Source organism: Candidatus Accumulibacter sp. ACC005 (assembly GCF_907163215.1).
Taxonomy (GTDB): Bacteria; Pseudomonadota; Gammaproteobacteria; order Burkholderiales; family Rhodocyclaceae; genus Accumulibacter; species Accumulibacter regalis.
In genome coordinates this window covers 57606-73601 of record NZ_CAJQUB010000009.1, presented here as the reverse complement: position 1 = coordinate 73601, position 15996 = coordinate 57606, and the positions used below count along the sequence as shown (strand labels likewise).

At 63.7% G+C, this 15996-nt stretch carries 16 protein-coding genes; 6 read left to right on the top strand and 10 right to left on the bottom strand.

Annotated elements, in window-relative coordinates; genetic code table 11:
* Nucleotides 1–586: 586 nt before the first annotated feature.
* Nucleotides 587–1498 (bottom strand): recombinase RecT, encoded by a 912-nt coding sequence (locus QZ613_RS11345; protein ID WP_291982477.1) that lies wholly within the window; start codon nt 1496–1498, stop codon nt 587–589.
* Nucleotides 1499–1526: 28 nt separating this feature from the next.
* Between QZ613_RS11345 and QZ613_RS11340 the strand changes: the two genes are divergently transcribed.
* Entirely contained in the window at nt 1527–2480 is a 954-nt protein-coding gene (locus tag QZ613_RS11340; protein WP_291982475.1) for an IS1595 family transposase, read from the top strand.
* Here QZ613_RS11340 and QZ613_RS11335 read toward each other — a convergent pair.
* From QZ613_RS11335 to ssb, 5 genes are all read right to left on the bottom strand, one after another.
* On the bottom strand, nt 2477–2710 hold the full coding sequence (locus tag QZ613_RS11335; RefSeq protein ID WP_291982473.1) for a hypothetical protein: 234 nt from the start codon (nt 2708–2710) through the stop codon (nt 2477–2479). The genes QZ613_RS11340 and QZ613_RS11335 overlap by 4 nt on opposite strands.
* A gap of 94 nt (nt 2711–2804) precedes the next feature.
* Nucleotides 2805–3305, bottom strand: a complete 501-nt coding sequence (locus QZ613_RS11330) for a PD-(D/E)XK nuclease-like domain-containing protein (protein ID WP_291982471.1) — start codon at nt 3303–3305, stop codon at nt 2805–2807.
* Between the two features lie 5 nt (nt 3306–3310).
* Nucleotides 3311–3643 carry a PD-(D/E)XK nuclease-like domain-containing protein gene (locus tag QZ613_RS11325; protein ID WP_291982469.1) on the bottom strand — a complete coding sequence of 111 codons (333 nt, stop codon included), beginning with the start codon at nt 3641–3643 and terminating at the stop codon, nt 3311–3313.
* Between the two features lie 546 nt (nt 3644–4189).
* Nucleotides 4190–4438 carry a hypothetical protein gene (locus QZ613_RS11320; RefSeq protein WP_291982467.1) on the bottom strand — a complete coding sequence of 83 codons (249 nt, stop codon included), beginning with the start codon at nt 4436–4438 and terminating at the stop codon, nt 4190–4192.
* Between the two features lie 83 nt (nt 4439–4521).
* Nucleotides 4522–4971: a single-stranded DNA-binding protein gene (gene ssb / locus QZ613_RS11315; RefSeq protein ID WP_291982465.1), complete on the bottom strand. Its 450-nt coding sequence runs from the start codon at nt 4969–4971 to the stop codon at nt 4522–4524.
* Nucleotides 4972–5313: 342 nt separating this feature from the next.
* On the opposite strand from ssb, the gene QZ613_RS11310 reads away from it, so the two are divergent.
* Nucleotides 5314–5880: a hypothetical protein gene (locus QZ613_RS11310; protein ID WP_291982464.1), complete on the top strand. Its 567-nt coding sequence runs from the start codon at nt 5314–5316 to the stop codon at nt 5878–5880.
* A gap of 379 nt (nt 5881–6259) precedes the next feature.
* Here the strand turns inward: QZ613_RS11310 and QZ613_RS11305 are convergent, their stop codons facing one another.
* The 4 genes from QZ613_RS11305 to QZ613_RS11290 form a co-directional block, all read right to left on the bottom strand.
* Nucleotides 6260–7510, bottom strand: coding sequence for a site-specific integrase (locus QZ613_RS11305; RefSeq protein WP_291982462.1), 1251 nt, complete (start codon nt 7508–7510; stop codon nt 6260–6262).
* A gap of 188 nt (nt 7511–7698) precedes the next feature.
* On the bottom strand, nt 7699–8850 hold the full coding sequence (gene bamC / locus QZ613_RS11300) for an outer membrane protein assembly factor BamC (RefSeq protein ID WP_291863339.1): 1152 nt from the start codon (nt 8848–8850) through the stop codon (nt 7699–7701).
* Between the two features lie 15 nt (nt 8851–8865).
* Nucleotides 8866–9744 carry a 4-hydroxy-tetrahydrodipicolinate synthase gene (gene dapA, locus QZ613_RS11295; RefSeq protein WP_043570575.1) on the bottom strand — a complete coding sequence of 293 codons (879 nt, stop codon included), beginning with the start codon at nt 9742–9744 and terminating at the stop codon, nt 8866–8868.
* A gap of 145 nt (nt 9745–9889) precedes the next feature.
* Nucleotides 9890–10816, bottom strand: coding sequence for a histone deacetylase family protein (locus tag QZ613_RS11290; RefSeq protein WP_043570539.1), 927 nt, complete (start codon nt 10814–10816; stop codon nt 9890–9892).
* Nucleotides 10817–10926: 110 nt separating this feature from the next.
* Here QZ613_RS11290 and QZ613_RS11285 point away from each other — a divergent pair, with 110 nt between their 5' ends.
* From QZ613_RS11285 to mltB, 4 genes are read left to right on the top strand one after another with little or no spacing between them, the layout of a single operon-like run.
* Nucleotides 10927–11853, top strand: a complete 927-nt coding sequence (locus tag QZ613_RS11285; RefSeq protein WP_291863341.1) for an AAA family ATPase — start codon at nt 10927–10929, stop codon at nt 11851–11853.
* Nucleotides 11853–12830 (top strand): DUF58 domain-containing protein, encoded by a 978-nt coding sequence (locus QZ613_RS11280; RefSeq protein WP_291982460.1) that lies wholly within the window; start codon nt 11853–11855, stop codon nt 12828–12830. The genes QZ613_RS11285 and QZ613_RS11280 overlap by 1 nt, the downstream gene beginning before the upstream one ends.
* Entirely contained in the window at nt 12796–14805 is a 2010-nt protein-coding gene (locus QZ613_RS11275) for a DUF3488 and transglutaminase-like domain-containing protein (RefSeq protein WP_291863345.1), read from the top strand. Before QZ613_RS11280 ends, QZ613_RS11275 begins: the two co-directional genes overlap by 35 nt.
* On the top strand, nt 14802–15836 hold the full coding sequence (gene mltB, locus QZ613_RS11270) for a lytic murein transglycosylase B (protein ID WP_291863347.1): 1035 nt from the start codon (nt 14802–14804) through the stop codon (nt 15834–15836). Before QZ613_RS11275 ends, mltB begins: the two co-directional genes overlap by 4 nt.
* Nucleotides 15837–15996 lie beyond the last annotated feature (160 nt).

Here is a 15996-nt window from a genome sequence, read left to right as displayed (position 1 = left end):
GGCTGCAGAGTCCTGGCTACTTGTGTCCACCGCGTGCCCGCAGCTCGGTCTGTCGTCAGATCGTGTCAGGCAAGAACTCTCGCCTGAGCCATGTCCGTCCCGAAATGCAATCCTGGGGCGCACCACCTCGCAGCAACACGGAGAATTCCACCGGCCCGACGCCGACGCCAGGATCTGCTTTCCGCAAAGGGCTGCATCAACCCTCTGCGGAAAGCCCGGCGTTGCCGCCGGGGGTTTATCGGGGATCGCGTCGCCGGTAGCGTTCCAGCACCCGATCCCGAATCACTTCGGGATCGAGGCCAAAAAGCGCGCAGCACGCGTGATACGAGAAGGCATTCGAACAATCCTTCGGGGACTGCAGCCAGTCGAGGATCTCCACCCGTGTAGCGGTGCAGACCCTCGAATCGAACAAAGCGCGCAGCGACTTGTGCAACAGGCGCCTGTGGAGCCTGACGAGGTCATCCTCAGACCACGGGTAGCCTTCGCCAGGTGCTTCTGCTCGCTCGGTGCGGACCGCAGCCGTTTGTCGTGGCCTCGGGCCATCGGCCAAGGATAGAGACACCGCGATCACTTCCTCGCGGGGCGCTCATTTCGCTACGCCGACAATCGCGCTGACCGGTGAAGCCGTGTCGGTCAACGCTGCCTTACGACTGCGATAGGCGCGAAGCAACTGCTCAAGATCGCCGTCGTCGGCGGTGTCTTCGGCCTTGGCATAGCGTTCGTCGAGGTCATCAACGGATGCAGCTTGGCTGATGCTGGCGAGGAGCGTATCGAGCGGCGGTTTGCCGCCTTCACGACCGGACTTCTGGTCGTCCGCCCCCGCCTCGTTACTCGTCGATTCACTTGATTCGTCGTCGATGATCGGAGCCCAGGAGCCATCGATCGCCTCGGCCATCCCGATGTTCAGGGTTTTACCGCGTTCGTTGAGTTCGTCCATGGCCAGTGCCATGGCCAGCTCTGGCGATTTCGGCAGCAGATTGCACAGGCGGCGAATGGCCGTCTTGAGGCCCATCGGGACGAAATGCGTGTCCCAGGGACTCTCCTTTCGGTTCTTCTTCGCCATCTGGTAACCGCGGGAGTGGTCACGTACCCACTCGACCTGCACCTTCGACAGGGCGTAGAAGGTGCGTGAGCCATCGTTGAACACCGCCACGGCGTAGAAACCGGCGATCGCTCCGCGCTCGTCGTCGGACGCCGGGAAGCCGTTCTTCTTCAACGGCTCGTGTATCAAGGAACGGTTGAGGCCCAAGACGATGTCGAACTTGTCATTGATCCGCACTTCGTGCGCATAGATGTCCTGCACGCTGCCGCTGTTGCGCGCGAGTTTCACGAGCCCCTGATAGCCGGGGATCAACTGGCACTGGCTACCGAACACGACGAGATGCGCTTCGCCCATCAGGCCGATTTGCAGACCGAGCTGGCAAGACTGGACTTGATTAGCAACGAACCTCAGCCGTACGTGTTCCCGGAGCCCGAAGGTAGCATATACTGTACGCACGTACAGTTATTGCCCCGAGGAGCTCACCATGTCGATGAATCGAATTCAGTTCCAGCCAGGCCTGTCGATGCCTGAATTTTTTGGACGATATGGGTCCGAGCCCCAGTGCGAAGCGGCGCTTGAGTCCGCTCGCTGGCCCGAGGGCTTCCGCTGCCCTTGCTGTGGTACGTCGGCGTATTGCGTTCTTCGCGGTGCGAACCGCAAGATGTTCCAGTGCAACGCCTGCCGCCATCAAACCTCGCTGATTGCTGGCACGATCTTTCAGGGCACCAAGCTTGGGCTGACGGTCTGGTTCCTTGCCATCTACCTGATCAGTCAGGCCAAGACCGGGTTGTCGGCACTCGCGCTCAAACGCCAGCTGGGGGTGAGTTATCGAACGGCGTGGCTCATTGACCACAAGCTGATGCACAGCATGGCCGTGCGCGAAGAACGCTACGTTCTCGAAGGTCAGGTCCAGGTCGATGATGCCTACCTCGGCGGCGAGCGTAGCGGCGGCAAGGCTGGTCGCGGCTCCGAGAACAAGGTTCCTTTCGTGGCCGCCGTCTCGCTCAGCGATGAGGGCCATCCCTTGCGCGTTAAGCTCTCGCCGGTGCCCGGTTTCACCCTCAAGGCGATTGCGGCGTGGGCCAGCACGAACTTGGCCGTGGGTAGCACCGTCTGTTCCGACGGGCTGTCCTGTTTCAGCGCGGTCACCGCGGCCGGCTGTGTGCATCAGCCCACCGTCGTCGCGGGGCGAAAGCCGAAAGACTTGCCCGAGTTCCACTGGATCAACACCGTCCTCGGTAACCTCAAGACCAGTTTGAGTGGCAGCTACCATGCATTCGACTTCCGAAAGTATGCCGCTCGGTACTTGGCGGCATTCACCTACCGCTTCAACCGTCGATTCAATCTCAGGACGTTGCATCAGCGCTTGCTTGTCGCCGCAGCTCGCTGTGGACCGCAACCCGAGGGTACGATTCGGATGGCTGAGGTTCATGCCTAATCAGGAGACTGGATGACCGCCGCGACGACACTGCGTGGATCCACTTCAGACAGCTTCGGATTCATGCGAAATGCAGTCAGTGCGATCCGCGCCATGCGCTCGGCGCTGAGATGCTTGGGCAGCGCGCGGGCAATCTCGCCCTTGAGCTGTTCGAGCATCGCTGGAAAAGACACCACGCTGGTCGTATTCCCCTGGCGGGCGCTGTGGATGTTACGCAAGGTTTGGGACATGGTTTCCTCCAAATACAAATGGCGGGGACACCATGCCTCCCGGAGCGGGGACTGGTCTCCCCGCCGGGGTTGATGAACTAAAAATGGCTGCCGATCAGGCGGCGTCGAACTCGAAAGCGTCGGCGTTGGCTGCCCAACGCGGTAGCGAGATCAATTCGATCTCACCCCCGGGCTGGTAAGCCGGCCAGCAGCCGGAATCCTGGCACCACTTCAGAAGCTGTAGTGCTGCCCGGACCTTCTTGCGACCGACCTCGATGATTTCGGGGTCAGCCCGGTAAAGCGCCACGGCATGAGGTGCCTCCTTCTCGACAGCGACGAAGAGAAAGGGCAGCTCCGTGCCGGTCACGGCTTTCATTCCATCGACGTAGAACGCCGCTTGAATGTCGTAGCCGAGGTTGGCGATGGCGCGAGAAAAGCCGCGGCTGCTGGCATCGACACAGCTCTTGAGATCCACCACAGCCGTCCCGTTGAACCAGTCCGGACGACAGCGACAGGGGATCCCGGTGAGCGAGTCTGTCCAGAATGCCGACAACTCGGCTTCTCCCTGCGAGAACAGGCGGGCCGCCCCCTCGTGCGCGTGAACGGCGGCGCGCACTCGGGTCAATGTCGCCAGGTCGTCGGAAGTGAAGTGATCAGGGTTTTGCCCTGATTCTCCTGTTCGAAGCGGGCAGCGGCTTCCTTTCCTTCCTTGGTGCGGCGATCAAACTTCTCGACCACCGCAAACTCTTCGGAAAAACGATCCGGTTCGAGGACGTGGGTGTGAACCGCGGACCCAAACGCCATCGCCGGCGTTGGCGGCGACGGATGATCGAGGGCTTCGCGCAGATGCGCGGGGCTCTTGAGCAGCTTGATGATTCCCGAATGGCCGATCGATTGATCGGCGTGGTATTGCTTGGCCGGCATGCGCAGCAGGCCAGGATGTCTGACGTCCATGGTGCCTCCAGAAGAAAAAAGCCGGAGTCACCAGCCCCTTCCGGAGAGGGCCTCCCCGGCTGGGTGGATGAAAATGCTGTTTGTTTCGTGCGGCCAGCTACCGCGACTTGCTCGGGCGAAGAATCGCTCGATCAAAGCCTGCTTTCCGGAGGGCGCTTTGGAAACGCACTCGGGAAAGCCCCGGCAAGCCGGGGCGTGGTTCAGTTCGCTGCTTGTTCTTGCTTCAAGAGGGTCAGAGCCCGTCGGAGCAGCCGGCGGGTTTCCGGGTCGGTGCGCCCTGCCTGGAGTCTCTGGTGGAGATCGCAAGCACGCGCCATCGAGAGCGCCGAAAAAAGTCGAACGAGAAGCGGGTTGGATTGCACGACTTGATCGTGTGCGGGGTCGAAAGCCATGTTCAGAGCCCCAGCGCGCGAATGATCGGACGGCTGATGATCCAGCCGGTGATGCAGCAAGAAAGAAGAACGAGTGCCATGAGGTGCCTCCATTAAGAAATAAAGGGCATCCCTCCCCTGATGCGGAGGCGATGCCCCGCAGGGGGATGAGCGTTCAGGCGATCACTTCAAACGAAGCCTCACCGCTCTTGGCGGGATCAATGTCGATCCCGGTCCGGCGCTGGTAAGCCGGTCGGTCGTATTGCTGCCAAAGGGTGCTCGTGACCTTCACCGGCTCGGACGCTGCCATCGCTTCGGGTCTACGGTTCAACAAGCTCTTGAGGGCTTGTGCCGAGCAACGGAGAAACGACAGAAGCAAGTGAAGCCCTGCCAGCATGGCAAGGACGAGAATGACACGTTCCATGAACGAACCTCCTGAGGTGGAGGGCAGTCGGCTCCCGGTCCGGGAGAATGACCGCCCGGTGGGGAAAAAACGTGACGACCGACTTAGAACGGCTCCATGGCCGGCACTTCGTCGACGGCTGCACTGCTTGCCTGATCAGACGAAACCGTGTCGGCACGACGCGGGACGGAACTCGATGCTTTGGCGTCCTTCGCTGATGGACGAGCACCGAGCATCTGCATTTCGCTGCCGATGATCTCGACGACGTAGCGATCCTGACCTGCGTTGTCCTGCCACTTGCGGGTCTGGATGCGACCTTCGACGTAGATCGGAAAACCCTTCCTGAGGTACTCGCCGACGACTTCGGCCGTACGGTTGAAGAAGATCACGCGGTGCCATTCGGTGGTTTCCTTGCGTTCACCGGACGACTTGTCCTTACTGATCTCCGTCGTCGCGATCCGGATCGTGGCGATCGCTTCTCGGTTCTGGGTGTAGCGAACCTCGGGGTCGGCGCCGAGATGGCCGATGAGGGTGACTCTGTTCAACGAGGGCATATGGCCTCCTGACAAGGAAGGCAGGGACGCCGCCGTATCCTGACGGGGCTACCCCGCCGGGGGTTGGAGAGAATGCTGTTTATGAAGAAGGCCAGCTACCTTCACTTCGATCGTCATAGACGGAACGAGAGATAGCTGAATTCTCTGCCGCTACGGTCGTCGCAGGAGTTTGAAATGCGTCGCTTCTGGGCGCTTTTCGAAGGTCGCGCTCGCGGTGCAAACGGTACGCTGGGCGATCGACACTCCGGGAGACGGCAGATGGCACAGCGACAGAGGAACGATTCGACGCACATTCCATCGGTCCGGCAGGACAACAGCCGGCCCTTCCTGACGCAGAAGGCCTTGCTCAATTCGCTGCACGCGCAGCAGATCTTCGACCGTGGCTACGAGATGTGCGCCAACGCGCTGTTCTCGTTGAGTGTGGTCTTGCGATTCATCGGGAGCGAAGAGCAGGCGCAGGAAGTCGATACCTTGGTCGATACTCAGATCGACCAGACCCTGGAGGAGATTCGCAAGGAATCGCTGCGGCTGAAGGAAGTTGCTGAGGGCAATGGCATCGAGACTGCGATCGGCTACACCAGTGCCAAGACCATCGATGTGCAGATCACCTCGCCGCGTTCGATCAAGTACCTGGCGATCATCCGCGAGTTCGACGCGATGATGGCCCACCTGGATGCGCTCTGGCTGTCATGCGTCATCACCGACAGCCAATACGCGCGCGGGGTCTATGAATGGAAGCGGCGGATCCTTCGTCTGGCCGGACAGATCCGGCAGATGGCCACGCGCGCGGTACTGGCGGCACGGCGGAAGGAGACGGGGAAAATGGTGGATGAGGGAAGTGTGCCTCCGAGTGCGGACGTTGAGAGCTTGACACTCGATACAGCCACCGACCTGCCTGAAAGCGAGTAAACGGGGTGTAGCCCGTCCCCAAAACAGGCGCTCGCAAGCGTTCCGTCGGCAAACATCCGACTACAGCCAGGCATGTGCTGCTGAAAACTATCTGCTGTCGCCATTGATCGGCCGGTGGCCCTCTTCCCGAATCTGTACTCCACCTGTGTCGCCGATAATTCGCTCATCGTCGTCTAACTATGGCAAGAAATGATGAACGGAAGCCCAGAGTCCTGAGATCATGCATGTAGCCGTTTCTCAGGAGGACGCAGAAACGCAGAGTGGCTGTCATCCCGGCAGTTATCTTGGGGACAACGTGCAAAATCACGGCAGCGTACCTCGGTAACGGCCGCCAGCCCAATCGAAGCAAACTCATCGGTAGCTGCCTCCGCGGGTATGGTCAAGCCCTGACGGCGGCCACTGATTCCTGATAACAAACCAGGGAGGTAGCATCCAACGCGCGCAACTTGCTCTCCCAAAGGAGCATAGCGTCGCGTCGCTCGTCAAGGTAATCGTGTCGGTCGTAGACGTCATTGATACCCGGCAGTCGATGATTTAGGCATCGTTCTGCAATATGAGGCTTAACTCCAAGCATTGCCAAATGTGTGCGCGCCGTACGACGCAGATCGTGAATCGTAAAGTGCTCAAGCCCATGGTCGATCTGAGCCAAGGCCCAATTTAGCGTCTCCGGTGCCAAGGTCACCCGCACCCCACGCCGCTTTGCCGGGAAGACATAGTCACTCCCGCAGCCAATCATCTTCAACTCATTTAGCCACGCAAGTGCTAGTGGCGTGAGTGGCACAGTGAAATCCCCTCCACCGGACTTGCCGCCAGTCTTTTGACGTACTGATGAAATGACCCACAGAGCGCGTTCGAAGTCGAACTCTGACCAAGGAGCGTGCACCAATTCGGAACGGCGAACAGCGGTAAGGAGCAACAGCCGAACCGCTAGCGCGTACGGACGAAACACGGGCCCGGCGATGCTAAACGCTTTGAGCAGCACAGTAATCTCTGCATCTTCCAGAGCTCTCCTTCGGGGACTTTCCTCACCGCCAGCGTCGCGTCGGGTAAATGCTGCTGCCGGGTTGTGCTCAATCCAGTGGCGACGAATGGCGTAGTCGAAAACCGATTTTGTTGTCGTAAGAACCCTGTTCGCCATAACTGGCGATCCACGCCTGACGATACCAGCCACCATACGATCCACGTCGACCGGCTTCACATCAGCGATCCGAAACTTCCCCAGCATGCAAACGATATCCTTGTCGAGCATGGCCTTGACTAGGTCAGGCCGCTTGATCCGGCCTTTCACCGTCCGCTCGAAGTACTCTTCGCAGAGTTCCTTCACGGAGCCCGCAGCGGATAGTGCAACCTTCTGCTCCTGCTTGACCACGGCGACATCCACGCCCTGCTGCACCGCCACACGTTTTGCTGAAGCCAGTTGCCTAGCCTTGCCTAACGTCATGTCGGGGTAGTTGCCAAGGGTAAGCTCCTTCTGCTTGCCGCCGATGCGGTAGCGCAGAACCCAAGATGCAGCGCCCGTACTCGATAGCGTGAAGGTCAGACCCGCCCCGTCGGATTTGGCAACGGGCGCCCCCGCCTTGATCCAATGTCGTACTTGGATGTCCGTAAGAACCCCTGTCAATCGTGCCATAGAGCCTCCAGTGAGTAGCTAGGCCAACCCTCAGAACCAACCGGTGAGTAGCTATCGCCTAAGCTACACTCTTAGCTACTCAAGAATGCCCGGATAGAAGTGTACGCCCCTGGACGCAAGAGCACAAAAAAACCCGTAAAAACGGGTTTTTTTGAGAAAGTCCGAACGACGCCGGACAAGCATGGAGCCTACTTCAACTGATCGTAAAGCAGATTGAGAATTTTCTTTGCCGTCGGCGACTGGTCTACGCCCCCCTCGGGGCTCAGCACCTGGACAGCAGACCGGCTCCCTGCTTCCTTGATGAAAATACGGTACTGGATCTGCTGCTTCTCCGTCGGACTGGACTTGAACGGATTCAGCTTGGAGAAGAAGCCGTCCGCCGCCTTCTCGCCGTCCGTTTCGGGATCGACATAGCGAACAAAGTACAGGCCGCGGGAACGATCCCGATCGATGACCGTAAAGCCGACCCGATCGAGCGCCAGGCCGACTCGCCGCCAGGCACGATCGAAGGATTCATCGACGTCCAGCGTGCCCGCGCCGTCGGTGCCGCGCGACAGGGTCGCACGCTCGACCGGTTTTTCCTTGGCCGCCTGAATGGCTGCGGTGGCGCGCTTCTCGTCGCTGCCCAGGCGAATCATCAGCAGACGCAGCATCTCGGCCTCCAGCTCCGGATCGGCCGGGCGCGGCTGCCACTTGGTCTGGTCCTTGCCCTCGGAAATGAAGATCTCGTACATGCCGCGATGACTGATGAAGATGTCGGTCGTGCCGGGCGTGATGCCGGGCTCGAGACGGGTGCGGAACTTGTCCCTCTCGGCCGTCGAGTAAACGGAATCGATCACCTTGCCGAGGATGTTGCGGATGAAATCCTGCGATATCTTGGCGCGGTTTTCGGCCCAGTCGGTCTCCATCACACCGGCGTCGGGCAAGTCGAGCTTGATGACGAAACCGGATTCCTGCCAGAAGTCCTTGACCGGTCCCCAGAGCTTGTCGGGAGAACCCTTGACCACCAGCCAACGCTCGTTGCCGGCGCGTTCGATGCGCGCGTTGTCGACCTCCGGCAGGACGTCGCTCTTCTGTTGCGCCTGCGCCTGTGGCGAACGTTCGGCGCTGTACGCCGAGTAGGTCGCCGTGCCCTTGCCGCCACCGGTGTCGGGGATGGCATAACGATCATCGCGCGTCGGCGAGGTCAGGTCAGGCGGTATTTCGAGTGTCGGGACCTGGCTCTTGGACGCCGTCTTGTAGTCGATCTTCTTGGTCTCGAAGGTCGTGCCGCAGGCCAGCAGCAGCAGCGGCGCCAGGAGCAGGCCGAGCAGTCGAACGCGCACAACGATAGAAGGCATTTGGCAACCCCGCATCTAGACGAGTACGCCGGCCTGGCGCATGGCAACACGAACCCGCTCGTGACAATTCACCGATAGCGGCGTCAGCGGCAGCCGCAATCCGGCCTCGATCAGGCCCAGTTCCTGACACGCCCACTTGACCGGAATCGGGTTCGCCTCGCAGAACAACTGCTGGTGCAGCCCGAGCAGGCGCGCGTGCAGCGCGCGCGCGACGACGGCGTTGCCGGCCAGCGCCGCGGCGCACATCTCGTGCATCAAACGCGGCGCGACGTTGGCCACCACCGAGATGTCGCCCTGGGCGCCCATCAGGATCAGGGCACAGGCACTGGCATCGTCGCCGCTATACACGGCAAAGCCCTCGGGCGCGCGGGCGATGAGGTCGGTCCCGCGCTCGATGTTGCCGGTGGCGTCCTTGATGCCGACGATATTCGGAATTTCGGCCAGGCGCAGCGCGGTGTCGTTGCCCAGATCGGCAACGGTGCGACCCGGCACGTTGTACAGGATGACCGGGATATCGACGGCTTCGGCGACCGCCCGGAAGTGGCGATAGAGGCCTTCCTGCGTCGGCTTGTTGTAGTAAGGCACCACCGAAAGCGCCGCGTTGGCACCTGCCTGGTGGGCGAAACGGGTCAGCGCGACGGCTTCAGCGGTGGAATTGGCACCGGTGCCGGCAATCACCGGGATGCGACCGGCGGCCTGGTCGACGGTCAGCCTTATCAGTTCGCAGTGTTCGTCGACATTGACCGTCGGCGACTCGCCGGTCGTCCCGACGATGACGATGGCGTCCGTCCCCTCGTGCACGTGGAAGTCGACCAGGCGGCGCAGGGCCGGCAAGTCGAGGCTGCCGTCGGCGTGCATGGGGGTGACGATCGCGACGATCGATCCAGTAATCATGGTCATGGGTGAGCGCCCGAGCAATAGCCGAAAGCATTCGGCCGTGGGAAATCAAGCTTCCAATTTTACCCGAAGGCAAGCGCCTTGGCCATGGGAATGGCCTCGGACCGGAGAATGCAAAGCACCGCTTGGCGGAAAAACCGCGTCAGAAATCAGCCAGCACCCGCAGGTGGGCGACCACGCTGCGCGCCAGCGCGGAGAGCGCGTAGCCGCCCTCGAGCATCGACACGATCCGCCGCTGTGCGCACTCGTCGGCGAGTTCGGTAAGCTGTCCGGTGACCCAGGCGTAGTCCTTTTCGAGCAGCCGCAAGCCGCCCATCTCGTCTTCGTAGTGGGCGTCGAAACCGGCCGAAATGAGGATCATCTCCGGCTGGAACTCGCGCAGGCGCGGCATCCACAGCTCGCTGACCACGTTCCGGAACTCCTCGCCGTCGGTGTCCCGGCTGAGCGGCACGTTGAGCATGTTCGACGCCGGCTTCTCGGTCCCGCTGTAGGGGTAGAAGGGATGCTGGAAAGTGCTCACCATCAGCACGCGCTGATCGCCCTTGAAGCAGTCCTCGGTGCCGTTGCCGTGGTGCACGTCGAAATCGATCACCGCCACCCGCGACAGCTTATGCGCTTCCAGCGCATGCGCCGCGGCAACGGCGATGTTGTTGAAGAAGCAGAAGCCCATCGCCGCCGCGCGCTCGGCATGGTGGCCGGGCGGACGGACCGCACAGAAAGCGTTCTGCACCTCGCCGGCCATCACCAGATCGACCGCCAGCACTCCCGCCCCGGCCGCACGCAGCGCCGCTTTCCAGGTATGCCGGTTCATGGCCGTGTCCGGGTCGAGGTGCACGATGCCGAGTTCGGGCGAGGCACGCTTGACACGTTCCAGATGCGCAGCCGAGTGCACCCGGCGCAGCTGTTCGAAGCTCGCCAGCGGCGCATCGTGGTAGGCAAAGTACGAATCCAGACCCTGCGCAATCATGTGATCGCTGATCGCGGTGAGGCGCTCCGGACACTCCGGATGATACGAACCCATGTCGTGCAACTGGCAATCTCGATGGCTGATGAATGCGGTACTGGTCACTGTTGCCTCTCTACCGCAATCGGGGCTGGCCACGGGCACCGGGATCTGCGGGAAATCAAGTTATCTGATGATGGTTTATTATCGTCGCAATTGCGCCGCCACGACAAGCCATGCGACCCCTCACCCGACAATCCCCGCTCGACGAAATCCTTGCCGCCGCCAACCAGGTCGTTCTCGGCAAGAGCCGGCAGACCCGCCTGGCCCTGTGCTGCCTGCTCGCCAGGGGGCACCTGCTTATCGAAGACCTGCCCGGCGTCGGCAAGACGACGCTGGCGCATACCCTGGCTCGCCTGCTCGGTTTCCAGTTCTCACGCGTCCAGTTCACCAGCGACATGCTGCCGGCGGACATCCTCGGCGTTTCGGTTTTCGACCGCGAGCGCGGCGACTTCCGCTTCCTGCCCGGCCCGGTCTTCGCGCAGGTCCTGCTCGCCGACGAAATCAACCGCGCGACGCCGAAGACGCAGAGCGCGCTGCTCGAAGCCATGGAAGAGGGACAGGTGACCACCGAGGGCGAAACGCGCCCCCTGCCGCAACCGTTCTTCGTCATCGCCACGCAGAACCCGTCGAACCAGATTGGCACCTTCCCCCTGCCCGAATCGCAACTCGATCGCTTCCTCATGCGCATCGAACTCGGCTACCCGGACCATGGTGCCGAACGCGCGCTGCTCGAAAGCGGCGGTCGTCGCGAGCAGTTGCCGACGCTGACTTCGCGCCTGAATGCCGGCGATTTTGCCGCCCTGCAAGGGCAGGCGGGGGCGGTGCACGCCTCGGCCGCCGTTCTCGACTACCTGCAGCTGTTGGTCGGTGCGACCCGTCAGGACGCCCGCCTGGTGCACGGCCTGAGTCCGCGCGCCGCGCTGTCACTGCTCGCGGCAGCGCGCGCCTGGGCGTTTACCGAAGGCCGCGAGATGGTCCTGCCCGAAGACGTGCAGGCCGTCCTGCCTTCGGTGGCGCGCCACCGGCTGCGCCTGCTCAGCGGCAACCACGCCAGCGCAGAAGACATCGCCGCGCTGATCCGCGCCGTGCCACTGCCCTGATGCCGGCGCTGGCCTCCCTGCAGCGCTGGCTCTTTCGCCTCGCGCGTGACGAGCAGCTACCGATCGTCCTCGGCCAGCGGCGCATCTTCATCGTCCCGACGCGCGCCGGCCTCCTCTTCGCCCTGGTCCTGGTGGTCATGCTCGTCGGGGCCATCAACTACAACCTGAGTCTCGGCCACGCGCTGATCTTTCTCCTCGCCGGCCTGGGCATCGTGGCCATGGTGCATACCTTTCACAACCTCTTTGGCCTGCGCCTGACCCCGGGGCGGGTGGCAGCGGTTTTCGCCGGCGATCCGGCGTACTTCCCGCTGCAGCTCGAGAACCCGCGCCGGCAGGCGCGCCGCGCGCTCGAGTTTTCCTTTGCCGGGCAACCCGCGAGCAGCGTCCACCTGCCGGCGCACGGACGCGCTGCCGTCGCCGTCAGCTGCGCGACGCAGCGCCGTGGTCGCCTCGACCCGGGCCGGGTGACGCTGGCCACGCGCTATCCGCTCGGACTCTTTCGTGCCTGGAGCTATCCGCACCCGCACTGGTCGTGCGTGGTCTATCCGCAGCCCATCCGCACGCCGCTGCCGGCGCCCTCGCCGACCGCGCACGCCGATCGTCTGCACGGCGACAACGGCCAGGAAGACTTTGCCGGCTTGCGGCCACGTCAGATCAGCGACTCGACGCGGCACATTGCCTGGAAGGCGGTTGCCCGGCGCACGGACGAGCAGCCCCATCTGGTCAAGCAGTTCGCCGGCGGCGCCAGCGAAGAACTGTGGCTGGCCTGGTCGCTCACCCCGGCCGGGTGCGGCGCCGAAGAACGCCTGTCGATACTCACCGGCTGGGTCCTCGCCGCCGACGAGCAACAGGCGCGCTACGGCCTCGCCCTGCCGGGCGTCCGGATCGCCGCCGGGCAGGGCGACGCGCACCGGGCGAGCTGCCTGCAAGCCCTGGCGCTGTATGGCGAGAAAGCTGAAAACGATCGGCCGCAGTAGCGCTGCCGCGTGGTCCGGCGCCGCGCTCGAACACGGCGCCGTGCCCTGGCTGCTCGCCGTCGCCCTGGCCACCGCCGGGCCGCACTTCGCGCACCTGCCCTGGTGGCTGTCGCTGCAGGTCGGCGGCACGCTGCTGTGGCGCGCCTGGCTATGGCAACGACGTCGCGCGCTGCCGCCGCGCTGGGCGCTGGCGCTGCTCGTCGTCGGCAGCATCGCGGCCATTGCCTGGCAATTCCGCACCCTGCTCGGCAAGGACGCGGGGGTCGCCCTGCTGGTCGTCTTCATGGCCCTCAAACCGATGGAAATGAGCAGCCGGCGCGACGCGCTGGTGGTCGTCATGCTCGGTTACTTCCTCCTCCTCACCCACTATCTGTACTCGCAGAGCATCCCCACCGGCGCCTGGCTGCTGGCCGCCATCGGCCTGCTCACCGGCGCCCTGATCCGGTTGCACGGAGGCCCCCAGCCGGTCGCCGCCGTGCTCCGCCATGCCGGCCTGCTGCTCGCCCAGGCCCTGCCCTTCATGCTCATTCTCTACCTCCTCTTCCCACGCGTTTCCGGGCCGCTGTGGGGCTTGCCGCAGGACGCCTACTCCGGACTCAGCGGCCTCTCCGACGAAATGTCGCCGGGTTCGATCAGCGGCCTGATCGTCTCCGGGGCGATCGCCTTCCGCAGCCGCTTCGCCGGCGAAGCGCCGGAGAAAGCCGACCTCTACTGGCGCGGACCGGTCTTCGACGAGTACGACGGCCAGACCTGGCGCGCGCGCGCGCTGCCGGCCAGCGCGACCAGGCAGCCGCCGGTCGTCGAGGGCATCGGCGAGCCGCTTGCCTACAGCAGCATCCTCGAAGCGCACAACCAGCGCTGGCTGCTGGCCCTCGACGTCGCCACCCTACTGCCGCCCGAGAGCACGCTGGCACCGACGCTGCAGGCCCTGGCGCGCGAACCGCTGCGCGTGCGTGCGCGCTTTTCCTTTGCCTCGGCGATCGACTATCGGGCCAACGTGAACGAGGCGCCGGCCATCCTGCAACAGGCGCTGGCCCTGCCGGACGAGATCAATCCGCGCACCCGCGCGCTGGCCCGCGAGTGGGCGGCGCGCCCCCCCGAAAAGATCGCCGAAGCGGCGCTGGCGATGTTTCGCAACGAGGATTTCTACTACACACTGCAGCCGCCCCTGCTCGGCGCCAACGCCATGGACGAGTTTCTCTTCAGCACTCGCCGCGGCTTCTGCGAACACTACGCTTCGGCCTTCGTCTTCCTCATGCGCGCCGCCGGCGTTCCCGCACGGGTGGTCGCCGGCTACCAGGGCGGCGAGGTCAACCCGGTCGACGGCTATCTCGTCGTGCGCCAGTCCGACGCCCACGCGTGGGCCGAAATCTGGCTCTCCGGACAAGGCTGGGTACGCTTCGATCCGACCGCCGCGGTCGCGCCCTCGCGCATCGAGCAGGGAATCGTCGCCGCCCTGCCGCTGGGCGAGCCCCTGCCGATTCTCGTCCGTCTCGACAGCGACTGGCTGCGCCAGTTGCGCAACCGCTGGGAAGCCGCCAACAACAGCTGGAACCAGTGGGTCCTCGGTTACAATCCGCAACGCCAGCGCGAAGTGCTCTCGCGCCTCGGCTGGCGCGACCCCGACTGGCGCAGCATGAGCGCATCGCTGGCGTTCCTCTGTGGCATCGCCCTGCTCGTCGTCACGCTGTGGACACTGCCGCGCCGACTCGCCGTGGATCCCGTACAGCGCGCCTGGCTGAAATACTGCGCCGAGCTCAAACGCCGCGGAATCGCGCGCGCCGACTGGGAAGGGCCGCTCGCTTTCGCGCAACGGGTGGCGCGCGAAAGACCTGATCTTGCCGCCCTCACCGACGAAGCGGCGGGCTATTATGCCGAGCTGCGCTACGCGCGCGGCGAGGGTCGGGACCATAAACTGCGCTGCCTGCAACAATGCGTACGCCGCCTGCCACCGCGAAGGAGAAAACGCTCTTGAAAAGAACACTCACCGGCCTGCTCTGCGCCCTGCTCACGGGTCTGCTCACCACCCTGCTGCCCGTCTCCGGCCACGCCCAGCAGGGCCCCCCGTTCAGCGAGCAGGCCGAGGTGCAGGCCTTCATCGCCACCATGCACGAGCAGCACGGCTTCGACATCAGCCACCTGACCAGCCAGTTCGCGGCCATTCACTCGAACGCCACCGTCCTGCGCCTGATCCGCCCGCCGGCCAGCCCCAGCAAGCAGCGTTCGTGGCAACGCTACCGCGCGCGCTTCGTCAACGGGCGCCGCGAAGCGGCCGGGCAGCGCTTCTGGGACGAGAACGGCGCGCTCCTGCAGCGCGCCGAAGCGATCTACGGCGTACCGGCCGAAATAATCGTCGCCATCATCGGTGTCGAAACCGAGTACGGACAGAACACCGGCAACTTCGGCGTTCTCGAAGCCCTCGCCTCGCTGGCGTTCGACTACCCGCCGCGCGCCGAATTCTTTCGCGGCGAGCTCGAACAATTTCTCCTCCTGGCGCGCGAAAACGGTGTCGATCCGCTCGCCGTCCAGGGCTCCTACGCCGGCGCCATGGGCATCCCGCAGTTCATGCCCAGCAGCCAGCGCCGCTACGCGGTGGACTTCGACGGCGACAATCGCGTCGACCTGCGCAACAGTACCGCCGACGCGATCGGCAGCGTCGCCCGCTACCTGCAGCAGTACGGCTGGCAGAAGGGCGCGCCGGTGGCCGTGCCGGCGCGCGTCAACGGCGACCCCGCGGCACTCATCGCGGCCGGAATCAAACCCGTGCTGACGGTCAAGGAACTGCTCGCGCGCGGCGTCTTCAGTGCCGCCGACGATGACCCGCAGCGCGCGGCAGCGCTGATCGATCTCGAGACGCCGGGTCAGGCGACCGAATACTGGCTGGGCTTCGACAACTTCTACGTGATCACCCGCTACAACCGCTCGAGCTTCTACGCCATGTCGGTCTTCCAGCTCGCCGAAGTGCTCCGCGAAGTGCGCAACAACCGCCTGGCGGCGACGCGCTAGGGTGGCGTTGCACGCACGATGGAAGCTAGGAATTCCCGCGACGGCATGGTTTCAAGCCGCTGTCCGGCTGGCTGAAAGTCGCATCGAAAAGCGGCGCCCCACCCGCCTGCACGTCATTGCGAGGAGGCGCTTTGGCGACGAGGACAGCGGTGGGGAGCGG